A 17,865-nucleotide genomic window follows, 5' to 3' on the forward strand; every position below is an offset into this window, starting at 1 on the left:
CGCGAACGCACCGGGGCCGCCCCGCCGTCAGTCGGCGGGGCGGCCCCGGTGCTCGCCTCGCAGGACTCTGCCCGACGCCTCGGAGTCGTACGAACCGCAGGCCGTGCCCGCCCATATGGACGTCTGGCGGGGCAGCGCGTAGTAGGGAACCAGTACGGTCACCGGCCTGCCGCGCTCGTCGCGGGCGGTCCACAGGGCGGGCAGCACGTCGGGCGATTCCCCCGCGAGCAGGGCGAGCCGGCAGGGCTCGCAGGCGGGGCGGCGGCTCGCGGCGGCCTCCCGCGCGAGGACCCGTCTCCCCTTGCGGCCCGATCCGCCCCGGGGCGGGTCGGCGGCCGGCCCGTGCAGCGGGTTGTAGAAGCAGCGCGGCCGTGACGCGCGCGGGCGCTGCCCCAGATGCCGGGCCCGCGCGGCGGCGAACAACTCGACCGCGCGGTCGGCGAGGACCACCGCGGCGGCGAGGTCCGGCAGGTCCGACGCCTCGTCGAGCAGTTTGCCCGCAGCCTGGTAGGCGTCGGTGGCCGACAGGTAGTCCCGCCGCGCCCCGGACTCTCCGGTTTCGGGAGTGAACTCCAGGCGCGGGTCCGCGAGCAGCTCCCCCACCCTCGCGACGTGTTCCGCGGCCAGTGGGGCCAGCCGGGCACGCAGGGCCTCCCACTCCGCTCTGACCAGCCGCTCCCGCTCCCGGGAGCGTGCCCGGCCATGGGCCGCACTGTCTGCCGGTCCGTCCGCCGACCACCCCCGCAGTCGGGGCAGACCGGGCCAGACGGCCAGGCCGAGACGGCGCAACGGCCTCAGAAAATGGTCCGTCCCCACGGTTCCCCCCTCCGCCCACCCGGACTTTCGCCGGGCCGCCTCCAGCTTAGGCAGTGCCCGGCCGGTCGCCTCCGTCCACCCCGAGAACGCGGACGGGGCCCGCTCCCGTCATGGGAGCGGGCCCCGCACTGGGCACATCGGGTCAGTCGTTGTTCAGGTACTGGGCCCAGAGGAAGCCGGCCTCGACCGCGGCGGACTCGCGCTCCTCCGAGGCGTAGGTGATTCCGTACGGGCCACCGAGGTTGAGGTACTCGGCGTTCTCACGGGAGGCCTCGGCCTGGAAGTAACCCGCGGCGACCTCGACGGACTCGCCGCCCTGGTCGTTGCCGTGGGCGGCGGCAGGACCTGCGGCCATCAGCCCGGCAGCGGCGACGGTGGCCACGGTGATCGCGATACGGCGAAGCATGTGTTCTCCCTTTGTGGGTCGAAACGAGTGGTGCTTTCACCGCATAATCACCCTTTTCGAACACCTCCGAAAGCCGGGCCGAAGGGTATGCACCTGAACGGATGGCGGCCTTGATCCACATGCGCGCACGCTGACCCTGATCGGCCCAGCGCACACCGGTTCCCCGTTCCCCGCAGGGAATTTGACAGCTCCGACTGCATCGAGCACATCGCAGGCATGATGCACGGCAGCCGCCCCCGCAAGGCTCCCGGCGGGAGCCACCACACCCTGCCGTACACCCCGCACCGGGCCCGCGGAGCACGGAAGAGAGCGTCTACCCCGACCGGCACCACTGCCGTACCGTTCCGCACGCCCGCCGCTCACCGGGCCTGCGGGAACGGCCACTCCGACGGGTCGCGACACGGACTCCCGGGCGGCCCGCACGGGCCCCGCGCGGGTGGACGGCGCGGGTGGACCGCCATCGATAAGCGCACGCGATCGATCTCGATCAGTATTCGGCATTGGACGCAGAGTGCACTGTTCCTGCATGCTCAGTGCCATGTTCAGGCCTGAGATGGTGAGGGAGTCCAGCCGGTACCCGGCAGGCACTTCCACATGCCACCACGGACTCGGCGAGCACCTGACGTCCCGTCTGACCCAGTGCCGGGTAGTGGACTTCGGGAAGGTCTGGTCGACCAGCTGTCGCTGAGCCGACGCGCGGGTCCTTGACCGGACTCCGGTGAACACCATCCCCTCAGCACGCCCGCGCGCCTTCGCGCACCCTTCCTGATCACCTTTTTTCGGCCCCCCATGGGCCGCCGCACGCCCGGATCCCTCGCGGCCCGGGCATGGCGCGGCCCGGAGCACCGTCACAGCCTCTTGCCCGCCGCGCCGCCCCACGTGGCCGGACAACTGCCCGATCCCACGATCAAGGACACACCCATGGCCTCCGAACTCCCCCTCCCCGTCCCCCTGGAGGGCCGATGAGCTCCGCCACCGAGAGCCGGCCGATACCCGCCGACCTCGACCGACTGGACGAGGTGACCGCCTCGCTCGCGGCCACTGCCGCCGAGTACGACCGCACCGGGGCCTTTCCCCACAAGTCGATTCGACTCCTGCACGAAGCCGGGCTGTTGACCGCCGGAGTGGACACCCGCTACGGCGGCTCCGGGGCGACCTTCACCGAGGTCGCGAAGATCCTCCAGGCCGCGGGGCGCGGCGATCCGTCGACGGCGCTCATCGCCGGCATGACCATCGTCCCCCACCTGCTCCAGACGCGGAGTCCCTGGCCCGAGGAGCTCTACGCCCGGGTGCTGGCGGAGTCCGCCGAGCGTCCGACGCTGATCAACCACGCCCGCGCGGAACCGGACTTGGGATCGTCCACCCACGGTCTGCCGGCGACCGTCGCACGGCGGACGGCGAACGGCTGGTCGATCAGCGGACGCAAGCGGTTCGTCACCGGCGCGGAGGGACTCAGCTACTTCCTGGTCTGGGCGGTGACCGACGAACCCTCCCCCCGGGTGGGCAACTTCATCGTCCCCGGTGGTACGCCCGGCATCGACATCGATTCCACCTGGTTCCAGCTGGGGATGCGCGCGACGGGCAGCCACGAGGTGGAGTTCCGCGACGTCGAGATCCCCGCGGAGTGGGTGCACGAACTCGAGCACCCCGGTACGCCGCCGGCGCCCGGCACCCTGCCGGGAAGCGTCGCGATGCTGATCTCGTCGGCCCTCTACCTGGGGGTGGCACGGGCCGCGCAGAGCTTCACGACCACCTGGGGCCACGAACGGGTACCCGCCGCACTCGGCCGCCCGCTGGCCACGACGGACCGCTTCCGTCACGCCTCCGGCGAGATCGAGACCCTGCTCTCCACCGCAGAACAGCTGATCTTCGCGACGGCGGACCGGGTGGACCGGGGCCTGCCGGTGTCGGGCGCCGACGCCCTGGCGTCGAAGGTCCTGGTCGTGCGCCACGTCACCACCGCTGTCCAGACCGCGGTGCGCCTGCTCGGCAACCCGGGTCTCGCCCAGGGCAATCCGCTGGAGCGGCACTTCCGCGACATCCAGTCCGTCGGGGTGCACGCGCCCGGCGAGGACGCCTCCCTGCAGATCATCGGCGCGTCCGCTCTCGCCGCGGGGGCCTCACGTGACTGAGCCGACGCCGCCCCCGCATCCCGCCTCGCCCCTCTCCTCCCGCCGTCCCCGCGGGGGCGTCCAATCCTGGAGTCCCGCCATGCGCCCCACCCTGTCCAGACTCGGCCGCACCCTCGCAGTGGGGGTGAGCGGTCTCCTTCTCCTCTCCGCGTGCTCGTCCGGCGGTGACTCCACCGCGAAGACGGCGGGTTCGGGCAAGCCGGTGTCGGGCGGGACGCTCACCGCCGCCGTCGACACCGAGCCCGTCTCCTGGGACATCCACGCCTCCACCCAGGACGTCACCGCGGAGATCTCCCGCGGGGTGTTCGACTCACTGGTCTCGCAGGACTCCGACGGCAAGTTCCACCCGTGGCTGGCCACCAAGTGGGAGGTGTCGGAGGACTTCAAGAGCTACACCTTCCACCTGCGCGACGACGTGACCTTCACCGATGGGGCCAAGTTCGACGCCTCGGTCGTGAAGGCCAACTTCGACCACATCGTGGCCAAGGAGACCAAGTCGCTCTACGCGGCGAACCTCCTCGGCCCCTACACCGGTACCGACGTCATCGACCCGCGGACGGTGAAGGTCAACTTCTCCAAGGCGTTCGCCCCCTTCCTGCAGGCGGCCAGCACCACCTACCTCGGCTTCTACTCCCCCGAGGCGCTCAAGGCCGGCTCCGGCAAGCTCGCCGCCGGCGGTCCCGCCGACGTGGGCAGCGGTCCCTTCGTCTTCAGTGCCTACACCAAGGGCCAGTCGGCGACGCTCACCCGCAACCCCGACTACGCCTGGGCCCCTGAGACGGCGACCCACACCGGTGCCGCCTACCTCGACAAGGTGGTCGTCCGCTTCCTGCCCACCGCCTCGGTGCGCGCCGGTGCGCTGACGAGCGGCCAGGTCCAGGTGGCCAAGGCGATTCCGCCGCAGAACGTCGCCTCGGTCAAGGCGGCCCCCGGCCTCAATCTCATCTCCCGGGCCAACCCGGGCGGCAACTACAACCTCTGGCTCAACGGCTCGATCGCGCCGCTCGACGACGTCCGTGTGCGCAAGGCGATCCAGCGCGGCATCGACGTCGAGCAGGACGTGAAGACCGTGACCTTCGGCCAGTACCCCCGGGCCTGGAGCCCCATCAGCCCCACCACGCCGGACTACGACAAGTCCCTGGAGGGAAGCTGGCCCTACGACCCGAAGCTCTCGGCCCAGCTGCTGGACGAGGCCGGCTGGACCGGCAGGGACGCGCAGGGGTACCGCACCAAGGCGGGCAAGCGGCTCACCGTGGACTGGCCGCAGCTTTCCATCCAGGCGACCCGCGAGGGGCGTGACGTGCTCGGGCAGGCCGTGCAGGCGGACCTGAAGAAGGTCGGCATCGAGGTCAAGCGGCCGAACCTGGACATCGGTACGTACAACACCCAGGTCTACGGCGGCAAGGCGAACATCATCGACCTCAGCTGGCCCCGGTTCGAGCCGGACGTGCTGTGGCTCTTCTTCAACTCCGCCAGCGCGCCCGCCAAGGGCGGCCTCAACGCCACCTTCATCGCCGACCCGTCCTTCGACAAGTGGACCGACCAGGGCCGGGCGACGCTGGACGAGAAGACCCGCGCCGACGTCTACCCGAAGGTGCAGCAGCGGGGCATCGATCTCGCCGTCGTCGTCCCCCTGTACACGCAGGTGTCCCTCGTCGGGCAGTCCGACAAGGTGAAGGGGCTCACCTTCAACCCGAGCAACTGGCTGACGTACTACGACGCCTGGCTGGCGAAGAAGTGACGGCGTCGGCGACGGTCCTGGCCGGCGGGATCGCCAGGCGGCTGGGCTCGGCAGTGGCCGTACTGCTGGGGGCGGCGACCCTGGCGTTCCTCACCCTCCAGCTCATCCCCGGCGACCCCGTCTCCGTCCTGCTCGGCCCCTCCAACGCCGGCTCCCCCGAGGTGCGGGCGGAGATCGCCCGGGAGTACGGATTTGACCGGCCCGTCGCCGACCAGTACCTGCACTACCTGGGACGGCTCCTCCAGGGCGACCTGGGGCAGTCGTACCAACTCCAGCGTCCGGTTTGGTCGCTGATGACTGATCAGCTCTGGCCGACCGTACAACTGGCCCTGTCCGCACTGGTCCTGGCCGTCGTCCTCGCGGTGGTTTCCGCGGTGGCGACGGCCGGGCGCCGGCCCGCCTTCCGCGCGGTCGCCTCGGTCTGGGAGCTGATCTCGGCGTCCACCCCGTCCTACTGGGTCGGGATCGTGCTGCTGACGGTGTTCTCCTTCCGGTTCCACGTCTTCCCGGTGGCCGGGGCGGAGGACTTCGCCTCGCTGGTGCTGCCCGCCGTCACCCTGGCGCTCCCGCTCACCGGAGTACTGGCGCAGGTGCTGCGCGAGGGGCTCGAAGCCGCCCTGGAGCAGCCGTTCGTGGTCACCGCCCGCTCGCGCGGGGTGGGCCGCACGGCGGTACGGCTCCGGCACGCCCTGCGGCACTGCGCGGTACCGCTGCTCACCCTGACGGGGTGGCTCACCGGGTCCCTGATCGGGGGCGCGGTGCTGGTGGAGACGGTCTTCGGCCGGCCAGGGATCGGCTCGCTCGTCCTCCAGGCGGTGAGCGCCAAGGACATGCCGGTGGTGATCGGCGTGGTGCTGCTCTCGGCCTTCGTCTTCGTCGTGATCTCCACCGTGGTGGAGCTGCTCTACCCCGTCATCGACCCGCGGCTCAGGAGCGCCTGACCCCATGGCACGTACCCTCGTCCCCGAACCCGCCACCGGCGGTCCCGTCGCCGTCGCGTCCGCACCCGCGCGCACACGGCGGTGGGCCGGAGCGTTCGCCTCCGTTCCGCCGACCGTGGTGGTGGCGGGCGTCCTGCTGCTGCTCATCGTGCTGGTGGCGGTGGCACCGGGCCTGTTCACCGATGTCCCGCCCTCCGCGATCGATCCGCTCGACGCGCTGAAGGGTCCCAGCTCCTCGCACTGGCTGGGGACCGACCAGCTGGGCCGGGACCTGTTCTCCCGCATCCTCCACGGCGCACGGCCTTCCTTGCTGCTGGGCTTCGGATCGACGGTCATCGCGGTGGCCGGAGGCACCGTGATCGGTCTCGCCGCGGCGCTGGGCGGCCGGGCGGCCGACGGGATCCTGATGCGGCTGGCGGACATCCTGCTGGCGCTGCCCGGGCTCCTGCTGGCGCTGCTGGTGGTGACGGTGCTGGGCACCGGCACGGTCAACGTGATGCTGGCCATCGGCATCGCCTTCGTCCCCGGCTACGCCCGGCTCGTGCGCGCGGAGGCCCTGGTGGTCCGCCGCTCGGGGTACGTCGAGTCGGCCGTGGCCCTCGGGCTGCCGCGCCGGCAGATCGTGTTGCGGCACATCCTGCCGAACGCCCTGGCTCCTCTGCTGACCCTGGCGACGGTGGGGTTCGGCACCGCGCTGATCTCCGCTTCCGGGCTCAGCTTCCTCGGTCTCGGCCCTGCCGCCCCCTCGCCCGAATGGGGGGCGCTGCTCTCCGCGGGGCGCGACTTCCTCCAGACGGCGTGGTGGATCGGGGTGTTCCCCGGCGCGGCCGTCACGACGACGGTGATCGCCGTCAACGTGGTCGGCCGTCACGCCCAGCAGCGCTTCACCCGGAGGTCCGGCCGATGAACCCCACCGTGTCACCGCTGCTGACCGTCGACGGGCTGGACGTCACCTTCCGCCGCGACGGGGAGGTGCGCGCCGTCCGTGACGTGTCCTTCTCACTGGACCGGGGCGAGTGCCTCGCCGTGGTCGGGGAGTCGGGGTCGGGCAAGAGCGTGACCGCCCGCACCCTGCTCGGGCTGACCGGAACCCAGGCTTCGGTGTCCGCCCGGCGTCTGGAATTCGACGGCACCGACCTCACCGCCCTCTCCGAGCGCCAGTGGCGCGCCCTGCGCGGGCGCCGCATCGGCCTGGTGCTCCAGGACGCGCTGGTCTCGCTCGACCCGCTGCGCACGGTGGGTGCCGAGGTGGGCGAGACGCTGCGCGAACACTCCCTCGCATCGGGTCCCGCGGTGCGGGAGCGGACGCTCGCGCTGCTGTCGGAGGCCGGCATCCCCGACCCGGAGCGGCGGGCCGCGGAGTACCCGCACCAGCTGTCCGGCGGGCTGCGCCAACGCGCCCTGATCGCCTCCGCGCTGTCCGGTGCCCCGGAGTTGCTGGTGGCGGACGAGCCGACGACGGCCCTGGACGTGACGGTGCAGGCCCAGGTGCTGGACCTGCTGGGACGGCTGGTCGACCAGGGAACCGCGCTGCTGCTGATCAGCCACGACCTGTCGGTGGTGGCCAGGCTCGCGGACCGGGTGGCGGTGATGTACGGCGGCCTGGTCGTCGAGCAGGGGCGGGCCGCCGACGTGCTGAAGAATCCCCGGCACCCTTACACCCGGGCGCTGCTGGCGGCGGTGCCGACGGTCGGTTCCAAGGGGCGCGCGCTCTCCGTGGCGACCGCGCCGCAGCCCGCCGCCGGTCCGGGCGGCTGCCCGTACGCGGCGCGCTGCCTCTCGGCGGACGACCTGTGCCGTACGGAACTCCCGGCGGCGACAGCCGACGGGGACGGGCACCTGACGCTCTGCCGGTACCCCGGCGGGCCGGTCCCGCTCGCGACTCCGGACGCCTCCCGGCCCCGGGCGAAGGCGACGGCGGTCGCGGTGCCCCGGGACGAGCCGGCGGTGGGCGCGGGTCCGGCGCTGCTGGAGGTGGCGGGCGTCTCCAAGAGCTTCCGGGCGCCCGGCGGTGGTTCCTGGACCGCGGTGAACGACGTCTCGTTCCGCATCGGCGCGGGGGAGACCCTGGGGCTGGTCGGCGAGTCGGGTTCCGGCAAGACGACGACGGCCCGCATCGTGCTGGGTCTGACGGAGCCGGACGAGGGCTCCGTACGGTTCGAGGGAGAGGCCTGGAGCGGGTTGCCCGAGCGCGCGCGGCGCGACCGGAGGCGTCATCTCCAGGTGGTCCACCAGGACCCGCTCGGCTCCTTCGACCCCCGGCACACCGTTCGGCGGATCGTCGCCGAGGCGGCGGCGAGGGCGGGCGTCCCGCGCGGCCGGGCTCGTACCGCGCGGGTCGCCGAACTCCTGGACCAGGTGGGCCTGTCGGCCGCGCTCGCCGACCGGCGCCCGCTGCAGCTCTCCGGAGGACAGCGTCAACGCGTGGCCATCGCCCGGGCGTTGGCCACCGAGCCCCGGCTGATCGTCTGCGACGAGCCGGTCTCCGCGCTGGACGTGTCGATCCAGGCCCAGGTGCTCGACCTGCTGGCCCAACTCCAGCGGGAGTTGGACCTCGCCCTGCTGTTCATCTCGCACGACCTGGGGGTCGTCCACCACGTGAGCGACCGGGTGATCGTGATGAAGGACGGCGAACTGGTCGAGTCGGGGCACGTGGAGCAGATCTTCGACCGCCCCGCGCACCCGTACACCCGCGAACTGCTCGCCGCGCTGCCCCGTCCGGATCTGGACCCGGCGCCCGAGCGCGACCAGGAAGGGGTACGGGCATGACGACCGGGCTCGACACCGGACTCTGGATCCGGCGCTTCCACCCCTCCCCCGGGGCCGGCGCCCGTCTGGTGTGCTTCCCGCACGCCGGTGGCTCCGCGGGATTCTGGTTCGCGCTCTCCGCTCGGCTCCATCCCCGGGTGGAGGTGCTGGCCGTCCAGTACCCGGGGCGCCAGGAGCGCCGGGCGGAACCGCCGGCCGAGGACATCGGCAGCCTGGCCGACGCGCTCGCCGGGGAACTGGAGCCTTGGTGGGACGCGCCGCCCGCGTTCCTGGGGCACAGCATGGGCGCGGTGGTGGCGTACGAGACGGCCCGCCGGCTGTCGGCGGCCACCGGGGCCGGGCCCGCCGCGCTCTTCGCCTCCGGGCGCCGCGCCCCGTCCACCCGGCGCGAGGAGACCCTCCATCTCGCCGACGACGGGACGCTGTTGGCGGAGATCGTCCGGCAGGGCGGCACCCCGGCCACCCTGCTGGAGGAGCCGGAGCTGGTGGAGATGATCCTCCCGGCGCTGCGCGGCGACTACCGGGCGATCGAGCGCTACCGGTATCTCCCGGGCCCCCTCCTCGACACCCCGGTCACCGTGCTGACCGGCAGCGAGGACCCCAAGGTGACACCCGGGGAGGCGCGGGCGTGGAAGGACCACACCACCGGCGCCACGGAGGTGCTGACCTTCACGGGTGGCCATTTCTTCCCCCTCCAGCACCAGGACCGGATCGGAGCGTTGATCGAGGAACGGCTGTTGCCGGGGGCCGCGCCACCGCAGTCGCGGCCCTGACGTCCTCGCCGGTCCCCACCCGAGAGCAGATGTCCGAAATTCGCGCGACGCGGCCGCGTCGCCGAGATGTGGAGCTTGTTGTGGTTTTTGTCGAGCGTGAGAACCAGTTGACGCGACTTCGAGAGCTGCTGGCCGACTGTCTCGGCGGACGCGGGAGCGTCGTCGCCGTCAGCGGTCCGGTGGCGGCCGGAAAGACCGAACTGCTCCACGTCTTCTGCGAGATCGCGGCCGGCGAGGGCGCCGTGGTGCTGCACGCGGCAGCCAGATGCTCCGAACAGGACGTGCCGCTGGGCGTCGTGGGCCAGCTCTTCGGCCGTGAGCACTTCACGGCCGAAGAGCGCGCCCGTGCACTGGATCTGCCCGAGGACGGTGGGTCGGCGACCTGCGACGCGGACCTGCTGTCCGACGGCCCCGCACCGACGCGTGCCGGCCGGATCCACTGGGAGTCGGTCCGGGCGCTGTCGAAGCGCGTGCCGGTGGTGCTGGCGGTCGACGATCTGCACTTCGCCGACCCCGCGTCGCTGAACTCCCTGATCCACATGGGCGGTCTGCTCCGCGCCTCCCGGGTCCTGATCGTGGTGACCGAGTCCGATCCGCCCACCGACGGGAACGCGACGGAGCGGGCCTGGCGCACGCCGCTGCTCCGGCAGCGGCACTTCACCCGCGTACGGGTCCGCCCGCTCTCCCCCGCGGCCACCGGCCGGATGCTCGCCGGACTGCCGGGCGGCGTCCTCGCGCCGCCCGCCCCGGACGGCACCACCGCGTCCTGGCACCGGCTCAGCGGCGGGAACCCGCTGCTGCTGCGGGCGCTCGCGGAAGACTGGTACGAACGTCCCGGCGGGCCGGTCGGGGCACGGGAGCCGCGTGCGGGGGCGGAGTTCGGCCGGGCGGTGGATGCTTGCGTACGCAGGGCGGGGCGCCGGTTCCGCGACGCGGCCCGCGCGCTCGCGGTGCTGGACGCCTCCGGCTCGCACCACCGCCTGGCCCGGCTGCTCGGGCAGCCGCAGCCGGAGGTGGATGAGACGCTGGGGGCGATGGACGCGATCGGCGTCCTGGACGAGGGCCGCTACCGCCACCCCGCGGCGGGCGCCGCCGTGCTGGCGGGCATGCCCGCCGCCGAGCGCTCGGCGCTGCACCGGGCCGCGGCCCGGCTGCTCCACGGGGCCGGGGACCCCGCGTCCGCCGTCGCCGTCCATCTCCTGGCGGGCCGGCACGGCGACGAGCCCTTCGCCCTGCCGGTGCTGCTGGAGGCGGCCCGCGAGTCCCTGCGCCGGGACGACACGGGGTTCGCGGACGCGTGCCTCGCCCTGGCGGCGGATGCCTGCGCGGACGAGGAGCAGTTGGTGACGGTCACCATGCTGCGGAGCCTGGTCGACTCGCGGAGCGACCCGGACACGGCCTGCCGGAGGCTGCGGCCGCTGGTGGACGCGCTGCGGGAGGGCCGCCTGACCGGCTGCCAGAGCGTGTCCCTCCTCGGGCGGCTGCTCCGCCACGGCAGCGGGGACGAGATCACGCTCGCGCTCGGCCGGCTCGAACGGTTCGCGGACACCCTGGACCCGGTCGCGGCGTCCGAGTACCTCGCCGCGAGGGAGTGGCTGCGCGCCTCGCATCCGGCGCTGCTGCGGGAGTCCGGCCCTCCGTTCCGGACCGCACGGGCGGCCGGCCGGAACGGACGGGTCGTCGCGCGGGGCGGGAGGGCCGAGGCGGTCCGGGCGGCGACGGACGGGACGCCGAGGGCGATGGGGGCCGTACTGAACGGGCTGCTGCGTTCGGGTCCCGACCAGGACACCGTACGGAGCGCCGAACTCGCTCTGCAGTCGACCCCGTTGGACGACGAGGGCTTCGACACGCTCCACCTCGCCCTGTCCGTGCTGGTGTATGCGGACCGCTCGGACCTGGCGGTGGGCTGGTGCGACGGCTTGTACCGGGAGGCGGCCGAGCGTGGCGCCCCGGCGTGGCAGGCGCTGTTCGCGGCGGTGCGGGCGGAGATCGCCGTCCGGCAGGGCGACGCGCGGCTCGCGGAACGTACCGCCCGGCGGGCCATGTCTCTTATGTCGACCGGGAGTTGGGGCGTACTGATCGGTTCTCCGCTCTCCAGTCTGCTGCTCTCCGCCACCGCGGCCGGTACGGTGCCGGAGACCGGGATCCCGCGTACCTGGACCCTGCCCGAGCAGTTGTTCCAGACGCGGTACGGCGTCCAGTACCTCCACGCGCGCGGCCGGCAGCGTCTCTCGCTCGATCTGCTGCACGCGGCGCTGGACGATCTGACGCACTGCGGACGGCTGCTGCGGGAGTGGGACATCGACCAGCCCGCGTTCGTGCCGTGGCGGAGCGACGCGGTGACGGCGCTGCTGCGGCTCGGCAGGACCGACGAGGCCCGCCGGCTCGCGTCCGAGCAGCTCGGTCTGGTCTCGCCCGAGCAGCCCCGGGCCCGGGGAATGGCGCTGCGGACGGCTGCCTCCGTGTCCGATCCGAGGCGGCGCGCGGCGCTGCTGCGGGAGTCGGCGGACCTGCTGGATGCCGCCGGTGACCGCTTGGAGCTTGCGCGTGCCCTCGCCGATCTGAGCGCGGTGCACATCCGGGCGGGCCAGACCGGCAGGGCGCGGATGGTCGCCCGGCAGGCCCAGGAGATCGCGGAGGAACAGGGGTTCGCCCCGCTCTCCCGACGGCTCGCCGCACAGGAGTCCCAGGCGGTGAAGGACGACCGGGAGACCGGCGTCACTCTGCTCAGCGGCTCGGAGTCGCAGGTGGCGGCGCTCGCGGTGGCCGGCCATTCGAACCGGGAGATCGCCGAGAAGCTGTTCATCACCGTCAGCACGGTGGAGCAGCATCTGACGCACGCCTACCGCAAGCTCCGGGTGAAGGGCCGGGCGGATCTTCCGAGTTCGCTGCGGGAGCACGGCCGGGCGCAGCAGCCGGCCGGACAGCCCGCGGGTGGCCGGGCGCGTGAGCACACGCGCCCGGCCGGGGGTCAGAGCGCGGCCGGGGCGGGAGGCACCGGCAGTCCGAGCAGCCCGCGCAGCGTGTCCGCCTCGTAGGCGGTCCGGAACGCGCCCCGGGCCTGGAGTTCGGGCACCAGTTCCCGGGTGATGGCGTGGAGGTCGTGAGGCAGGGCGCCGGGTCGCAGGCGGTACCCGGACAGCCCTGCCTCCTGCCATTCCAGGAGCAGGTCGGCGACTTCGGCCGGGGTCCCGGTGATGATCTCGGCGTCGGAGGCGTAGGTGCTGCCGTGCTCCTCGTTCAGGCGGGCGAGCCGCTCCGCAGCGCGGCCGGGGGTGCTGTCCAGGAAGACCACGAGGTCGCCGAAGACGTGCACCTTCTGGTCGGCGCGCCCGGCCGCGGCCTGCTCGGTCCTGATCTCCTCGACCGTGGCCCGTGCCTCCTCCGCGCTGTGGGGGGTGACCGAGACGACGTCGGCCGATCGGGCCCCGTACCGGTACGGCAGGGTGATGTGGGCGACGGTGAAGACGACCGGGTGGCCCTGGGGGGCGCGGGGGGCGAGGGACGGCGAGTCGATGGTGATCCAGTCGCCCGCCGCGCCGCCCAGGGGCTCGATCTCGGTGAAGCTGCCGTGCGGGTCCGGGTCGGCGGGGGCGAACCTGCCGGGCGCGGCGATGTCCCGCAGCGCCTTCTCGTCGTCCACTCCGTCCCAGAGCGCACGCACCACGCGCACCAGGTCGGCGGCGCGTTCGAAGAGTTCGGCCATCGGCGTCTGCACCTCGGGGGTGAAGATGTCGGCGATCACGATCGGCCGCGCGGGGGTGACCGGTGTGCGCCAGCCGGCCCGCCCGTCGCTGAGGTGGTCGAGGGTGGCGATCGCCTTCGCGACGTTCGTCGGCTGGGCGTGGTCGGTCACGATGCTCGGTATCAGTCCGATGCGCTCGGTGCGGGCGGCCAGCGCCGAGGCGACGAGGACGGCGTCCAGGCGGTGGTTCACGTGCCCGGCGGGGCGCTTCGGCGGGTCCTCGACCGTGACGAAGTCCAGCAGTCCGCGTTCGGCCTCCTGGGCGAGGGCGGTCCAGTGCGCCAGGCCGAAGAGGTTCCCGGCCGGGGCGTCCGGCCCGGCGCCGGCCGCCGGGTGCCAGCCGACGTTGTCCAGTGCCACGGCGAGGTGCAGCGGCTGTGGTGCGGTCATCGTGTTCTTCTCTCTCGTGTTCTTCCGGGGTGCGGGTGGTGTCCGCCTGCGGACCGGCCGGCTGGGCGGCGGGTCCGCGGACGGGGTCCGTGGGTTCGGGCTCGGGCGGTCGGCCATGGGCGGTCAGCCTTGGGCGCCCAGCCAGGCCTCGACGGCGGCGGCGGTGGTCGCCGAGTGCTCCTCCAGTACGGAGAAGTGGTCGCCCGGCACGTCGGTGGTCTCGTGCGGCAGCCGCCAGAAGGCGCGGGTGTCGCCCGCGGGGTCGTCGGGGGTCCCGGGGAGCGGCGCTTCGGCGCGGAGCAGCAGGGTGGGGGTGGTGACCGGCCGCGGCTGCCGGCTGCCGAAGGTGCGGAGGTAACTTCCCATCGTGGTGATGCCGTTGTCGGTGAGTCCGAGGTCGAGGGCGTCGAACCGGTCGACCATTCCGTTGATCATGGCGGGCATCCACCACTCCATGCCCGGCAGGGTCGCGGTGTCCGTCGGATAGGTGTCCACCATCGCGAGGCCCGTCGGCGGGGTGCCGCGCCGTTCGAGTTCTTCGGTGACCGCGTGGGCGACGCAGCCGCCCAGGGACCGTCCCAGCACGGCGAACGGCCGATCCCCCACCAGGCGTTGCACCGCGTCGGCCTGCATGGCCACGAACGTCTCCGCCGAGTCGGGCAGCGCGCTGCCTTCCGGGTAGCCGGGCGCGGGGACGGCGAGGACGTCGCGTACGCCGTGCAGTGCCTGGCCGAACCGGGCGTACTCGTGCGGTCCGGACAGGGCGGTGAGGGCGGGGAAGCAGACCAGTGCGGTGCGCGCGCCGCCCTGGGCCAGCACCACGGGTTCGGCGGCGTGGCGCGTACGTTCCGCCGGGCCGAAGGTGGACCTCAAACGTGATGCGGCGACCGCCACTTCGGTGGCGGCGGCGATCTCCTGGGCGGCGCAGAGCCGCAGGTAGAGCGTGGTGAGGGGCCCGTCGGCCGGGGCCGAGGGCTGTTGCCGCGCGTGCAGGAGTTCACCCAAGTGCCGGGCGAGCGAGCTCGGTTCGGGGTAGCGGATGGTGAGCGCCCCGCCGAGGGTCAGGCCCGTCCGGGTGGTGAGCCGGGTACGCAGTTCGACGGCGGAGAGCGAGTCCAGGCCCACTTCGACGAAGGCCCGGTCGGGCTCGACCGCGTCGGCCGACGTGTGCCCGAGGACGGCCGAGACCTCGGCCGTCACCAGGTCGAGCAGCGCGGTCTCGAGCACGGGCCCGGACAGCTCGGCGTGCCGCTCGGCCCAACTCGGCCCTTCGGGAGGGGACTCGGGGACGGAGGGCAGGGATGCGCCGGTCGTGCCCCGGGTGACGGTGGCGTCGAGCCAGTGGCGGCGGCGCTGGAAGGGGTAGGTGGGCAGGTCCACCGTGTCGGGCCTGTGGCCCTCGAAGACGGCCCGCCAGTCGACCGGCACCCCGTCGGCGTGCAGGCGGGCCAGTGCTGTCAGAAGGGTCGCCGCCTCGGGCCGGCCGCCGCGCAGCAGCGGGACGAGGACGGCCGGTGCGGGCTCCCGGTCGGCCAGGATCTCGGCGGCCAGTCCGGTGAGGACGGCGTCCGGCCCGATCTCGACGAACCGGGTCGCTCCCGAGGCCCGCAGCTCCCGGACCACGTCGAGGAAGCGGACCGGTCGCCGGGCGTGTTCGGTCCAGTGGTCCGCGGTGCCGAGTTCCCCCGCCGCGACGGGGACGCCGGTCAGGTCGGAGATCACGGGGATGGCGGGCTCCTCGTACCGCAGCGCCTTGGCCGTACGGTGGAACTCGTCCAGCATCGGCTCCATGCGGGGCGAGTGGAACGCGTGGCTCACCCTCAGCCGGGAGGTTTTGCGGCCGCGGGCCTCGAAGGTGGCGGCGACGGCGAGGACGGGTTCCTCGTCGCCGGAGACGACCACCGAGCGGGGACCGTTGACCGCGGCGATCGCGACGGTCGCCCCCGAGCCGGCGAGCGCCTCGGCGGCCTCTTCCTCGGTCGCTTCGACCGCCACCATGGCGCCGCCGGCCGGCAGCGCCTGCATCAGCCGGCCGCGTGCCGCGACCAGGGCGGCGGCGTCCTCCAGGGAGAACACCCCGGCCGCGTGGGCGGCGGCGAGCCCGCCGATCGAGTGTCCGGCGACGAGGTCGGGCCGCACGCCCCAGGTGTCCAGCAGCCGGAAGAGCGCGACCTCCACGGCGAAGAGGGCGGGCTGCGCGTACTCGGTGCGGTCGAGCAGCCCGCCGTGGGCGGCGGAGAGGACGGCCTCGCGGACCGGGTGGGCGAGGTGGCCGGCGCAGTGGCGGTCGAGCGCGGCGGCCACCTCGTCGAAGGCACGGGCGTAGGCCGGGAACCGCTCGTGCAACTCCCGTCCCATGGAGACGCGTTGGCTGCCCTGCCCGGTGAAGAGGAAGGCGGTGCGGCCGGTGCGGGCCGCCCGGGGAAGATCTTCACCGGCTCCTACGACGACGGCCGAGGAGGCACCGTCCGCCAGCGCCCGCAGTCCGGCGAGAAGCTCGTCCCGGTCCCCCGCGACCACGGTGGCGCGGTGCGGGTGCGCAGTGCGGGCGGTGGCCAGCGTCCAGGACACGTCGAGCGGGTCGAGTCCGGGGCGGGACTCCAGCAGCTCCGCCAGCCGGGCCGCCTGGTCCCGCAGGGCCTGCGCCGACCTGGCGGAGAGCAGCCAGGGCAGCACGGCGGTGAGGGTCCGGGGCGCGGGAGTCACGGTGGCCGGCCCGTTCCCGTCCGGGTCGGGAGAGTCCGGAGCCGGCGCTGCCGGTGCCTCCTCGACGATCACGTGGGCGTTCGTCCCGCTCACACCGAAGGCGGAGACGCCGGCCCGGCGGGGGCGGCCGGTCTCCGGCCAGGGCCGGGCCCCGTCCAGCAGCCGCACCCCGCCACCCGCCCACTCCACGTGCGGAGTGGGTGTGCCGGTGTGCAGGGACTGCGGCAGGACACCGTGGCGGATCGACTGCACCGCCTTGATCAGTCCGGCCACTCCGGCGGCGGCGGCCGTGTGGCCGATGTTGGACTTGAGGGAGCCGAGCCACAGCGGTGCCTCCTCGGACCGTCCGCTCCCGTAGACCTCCTGGAGCGCTTGGGCCTCGATCGGGTCGCCGAGGGTGGTGCCGGTACCGTGCCCCTCCACCAGGTCGACATCGTGCGGGGCGAGATCCGCGGCGGCCAGCGCCTGGCGGATGACCCTCTGCTGGGCGGGCCCGTTGGGCGCGGTCAGTCCGTTCGACGCGCCGTCCTGGTTCACCGCGGAACCGCGTACCACCGCGAGCACCCGGTGACCGAGCCGCCGCGCGTCCGACAGCCGTTCCACCAGCAGCAGGCCCACGCCCTCCGCCCAGCCGGTGCCGTCCGCCCCCGCGCCGTACGCACGGCAGCGGCCGTCCGGCGACAGGCCTCGCTGGCGGGAGAACTCCACGAAGCCGGCCGGGGTGGACATCACGGTCGCCCCGCCCGCGAGCGCGAGGTCGCACTCCCCCGACCGCAGCGCCTGTACGGCGAGGTGGAGCGCCACCAGCGAGGAGGAGCACGCCGTGTCCACCGTCACCGCCGGGCCCTCGAACCCGTACGTGTAGGAGATCCGCCCCGACGCCACGCTGGCGAGGTTGCCGATGCCGAGGTATCCCTCCAGTTCGGCCGGTACCTCGGTGAGACGGTGGTGGTAGTCCTGCGCGGTCAGGCCGACGAAGACACCGGTACGGCTGCCGCGCAGGGAGTCCGGCGCGATCCCGGCCCGCTCGAACGCCTCCCAGGACGACTCCAGCAGCAACCGCTGCTGCGGGTCGGTCGCCAGCGCCTCGCGCGGTGACATCCCGAAGAACTCCGCGTCGAAGTCGGCCGCGTCGTGGAGGAATCCGCCGTGTCTGGCGTAACTGGTGCCGGGGTTGCCTGGATCGGGGTCGTAGAGGGCTTCGAGGTCCCAGCCCCGGTCCTCGGGCCAGGGTCCGACGGCGTCGCCGCCGGCGGCCACCAACTCCCAGAGCGCGTCCGGCGAGTCCACTCCGCCCGGCAGTCTGCAGCTCATGCCGACGATGGCGATCGGCTCCCGGAGCCCGGCCTCGACCTCCCGCAGGCGCTTCTGCACCTCCCGGTTCTCGGCGAGCGCACGCTTGAGGTAGCTGCGCAGCTTCTCCTCATCGGCCACGACCGGTCACCT

The 17,865-nt window shown here is 73.5% G+C and carries 11 protein-coding genes; 7 read left to right on the plus strand and 4 right to left on the minus strand.

Annotation, left to right across the window (positions count from 1 at the left end):
• Nucleotides 1-27: 27 nt before the first annotated feature.
• Together OHA55_RS32370 and OHA55_RS32375 are read right to left on the minus strand one after the other, a co-directional pair.
• The gene (locus OHA55_RS32370) at nt 28-789 is read right to left on the minus strand and encodes a hypothetical protein (protein WP_266713255.1); all 762 of its coding nucleotides are present in this window, start codon (nt 787-789) and stop codon (nt 28-30) included.
• A 169-nt stretch (nt 790-958) separates the two neighbouring features.
• Nucleotides 959-1,222: a hypothetical protein gene (locus OHA55_RS32375; RefSeq protein WP_266713257.1), complete on the minus strand. Its 264-nt coding sequence runs from the start codon at nt 1,220-1,222 to the stop codon at nt 959-961.
• A 962-nt stretch (nt 1,223-2,184) separates the two neighbouring features.
• Between OHA55_RS32375 and OHA55_RS32380 the strand changes: the two genes are divergently transcribed.
• The 7 genes from OHA55_RS32380 to OHA55_RS32410 all read left to right on the plus strand — a co-directional run bounded on the left by OHA55_RS32380 (nt 2,185) and on the right by OHA55_RS32410 (nt 12,616).
• A complete protein-coding gene (locus OHA55_RS32380) occupies nt 2,185-3,354 on the plus strand; it encodes an acyl-CoA dehydrogenase family protein (protein WP_266713259.1) in 1,170 nt (389 codons plus the stop codon).
• 79 nt (nt 3,355-3,433) lie between these two features.
• The gene (locus OHA55_RS32385; RefSeq protein ID WP_266713261.1) at nt 3,434-5,095 is read left to right on the plus strand and encodes an ABC transporter substrate-binding protein; all 1,662 of its coding nucleotides are present in this window, start codon (nt 3,434-3,436) and stop codon (nt 5,093-5,095) included.
• Nucleotides 5,092-6,036, plus strand: a complete 945-nt coding sequence (locus OHA55_RS32390) for an ABC transporter permease (RefSeq protein ID WP_266713263.1) — start codon at nt 5,092-5,094, stop codon at nt 6,034-6,036. Before OHA55_RS32385 ends, OHA55_RS32390 begins: the two co-directional genes overlap by 4 nt.
• A gap of 4 nt (nt 6,037-6,040) precedes the next feature.
• A complete protein-coding gene (locus tag OHA55_RS32395) occupies nt 6,041-6,943 on the plus strand; it encodes an ABC transporter permease (protein ID WP_266713265.1) in 903 nt (300 codons plus the stop codon).
• Entirely contained in the window at nt 6,940-8,805 is a 1,866-nt protein-coding gene (locus OHA55_RS32400) for an ABC transporter ATP-binding protein (protein ID WP_266713267.1), read from the plus strand. Before OHA55_RS32395 ends, OHA55_RS32400 begins: the two co-directional genes overlap by 4 nt.
• The gene (locus OHA55_RS32405; protein ID WP_266713269.1) at nt 8,802-9,578 is read left to right on the plus strand and encodes a thioesterase II family protein; all 777 of its coding nucleotides are present in this window, start codon (nt 8,802-8,804) and stop codon (nt 9,576-9,578) included. The genes OHA55_RS32400 and OHA55_RS32405 overlap by 4 nt, the downstream gene beginning before the upstream one ends.
• A gap of 29 nt (nt 9,579-9,607) precedes the next feature.
• Nucleotides 9,608-12,616, plus strand: a complete 3,009-nt coding sequence (locus OHA55_RS32410; protein WP_266713271.1) for a LuxR family transcriptional regulator — start codon at nt 9,608-9,610, stop codon at nt 12,614-12,616.
• Here OHA55_RS32410 and OHA55_RS32415 read toward each other — a convergent pair.
• A complete protein-coding gene (locus tag OHA55_RS32415; protein ID WP_266713273.1) occupies nt 12,550-13,713 on the minus strand; it encodes an LLM class flavin-dependent oxidoreductase in 1,164 nt (387 codons plus the stop codon). The genes OHA55_RS32410 and OHA55_RS32415 overlap by 67 nt on opposite strands.
• A gap of 123 nt (nt 13,714-13,836) precedes the next feature.
• Entirely contained in the window at nt 13,837-17,853 is a 4,017-nt protein-coding gene (locus OHA55_RS32420; protein ID WP_266713275.1) for a beta-ketoacyl synthase N-terminal-like domain-containing protein, read from the minus strand.
• Nucleotides 17,854-17,865 lie beyond the last annotated feature (12 nt).

Origin of the sequence: Streptomyces sp. NBC_00102, assembly GCF_026343115.1 — a bacterium.
In the GTDB taxonomy this organism is placed as follows: Bacteria; Actinomycetota; Actinomycetes; order Streptomycetales; family Streptomycetaceae; genus Streptomyces.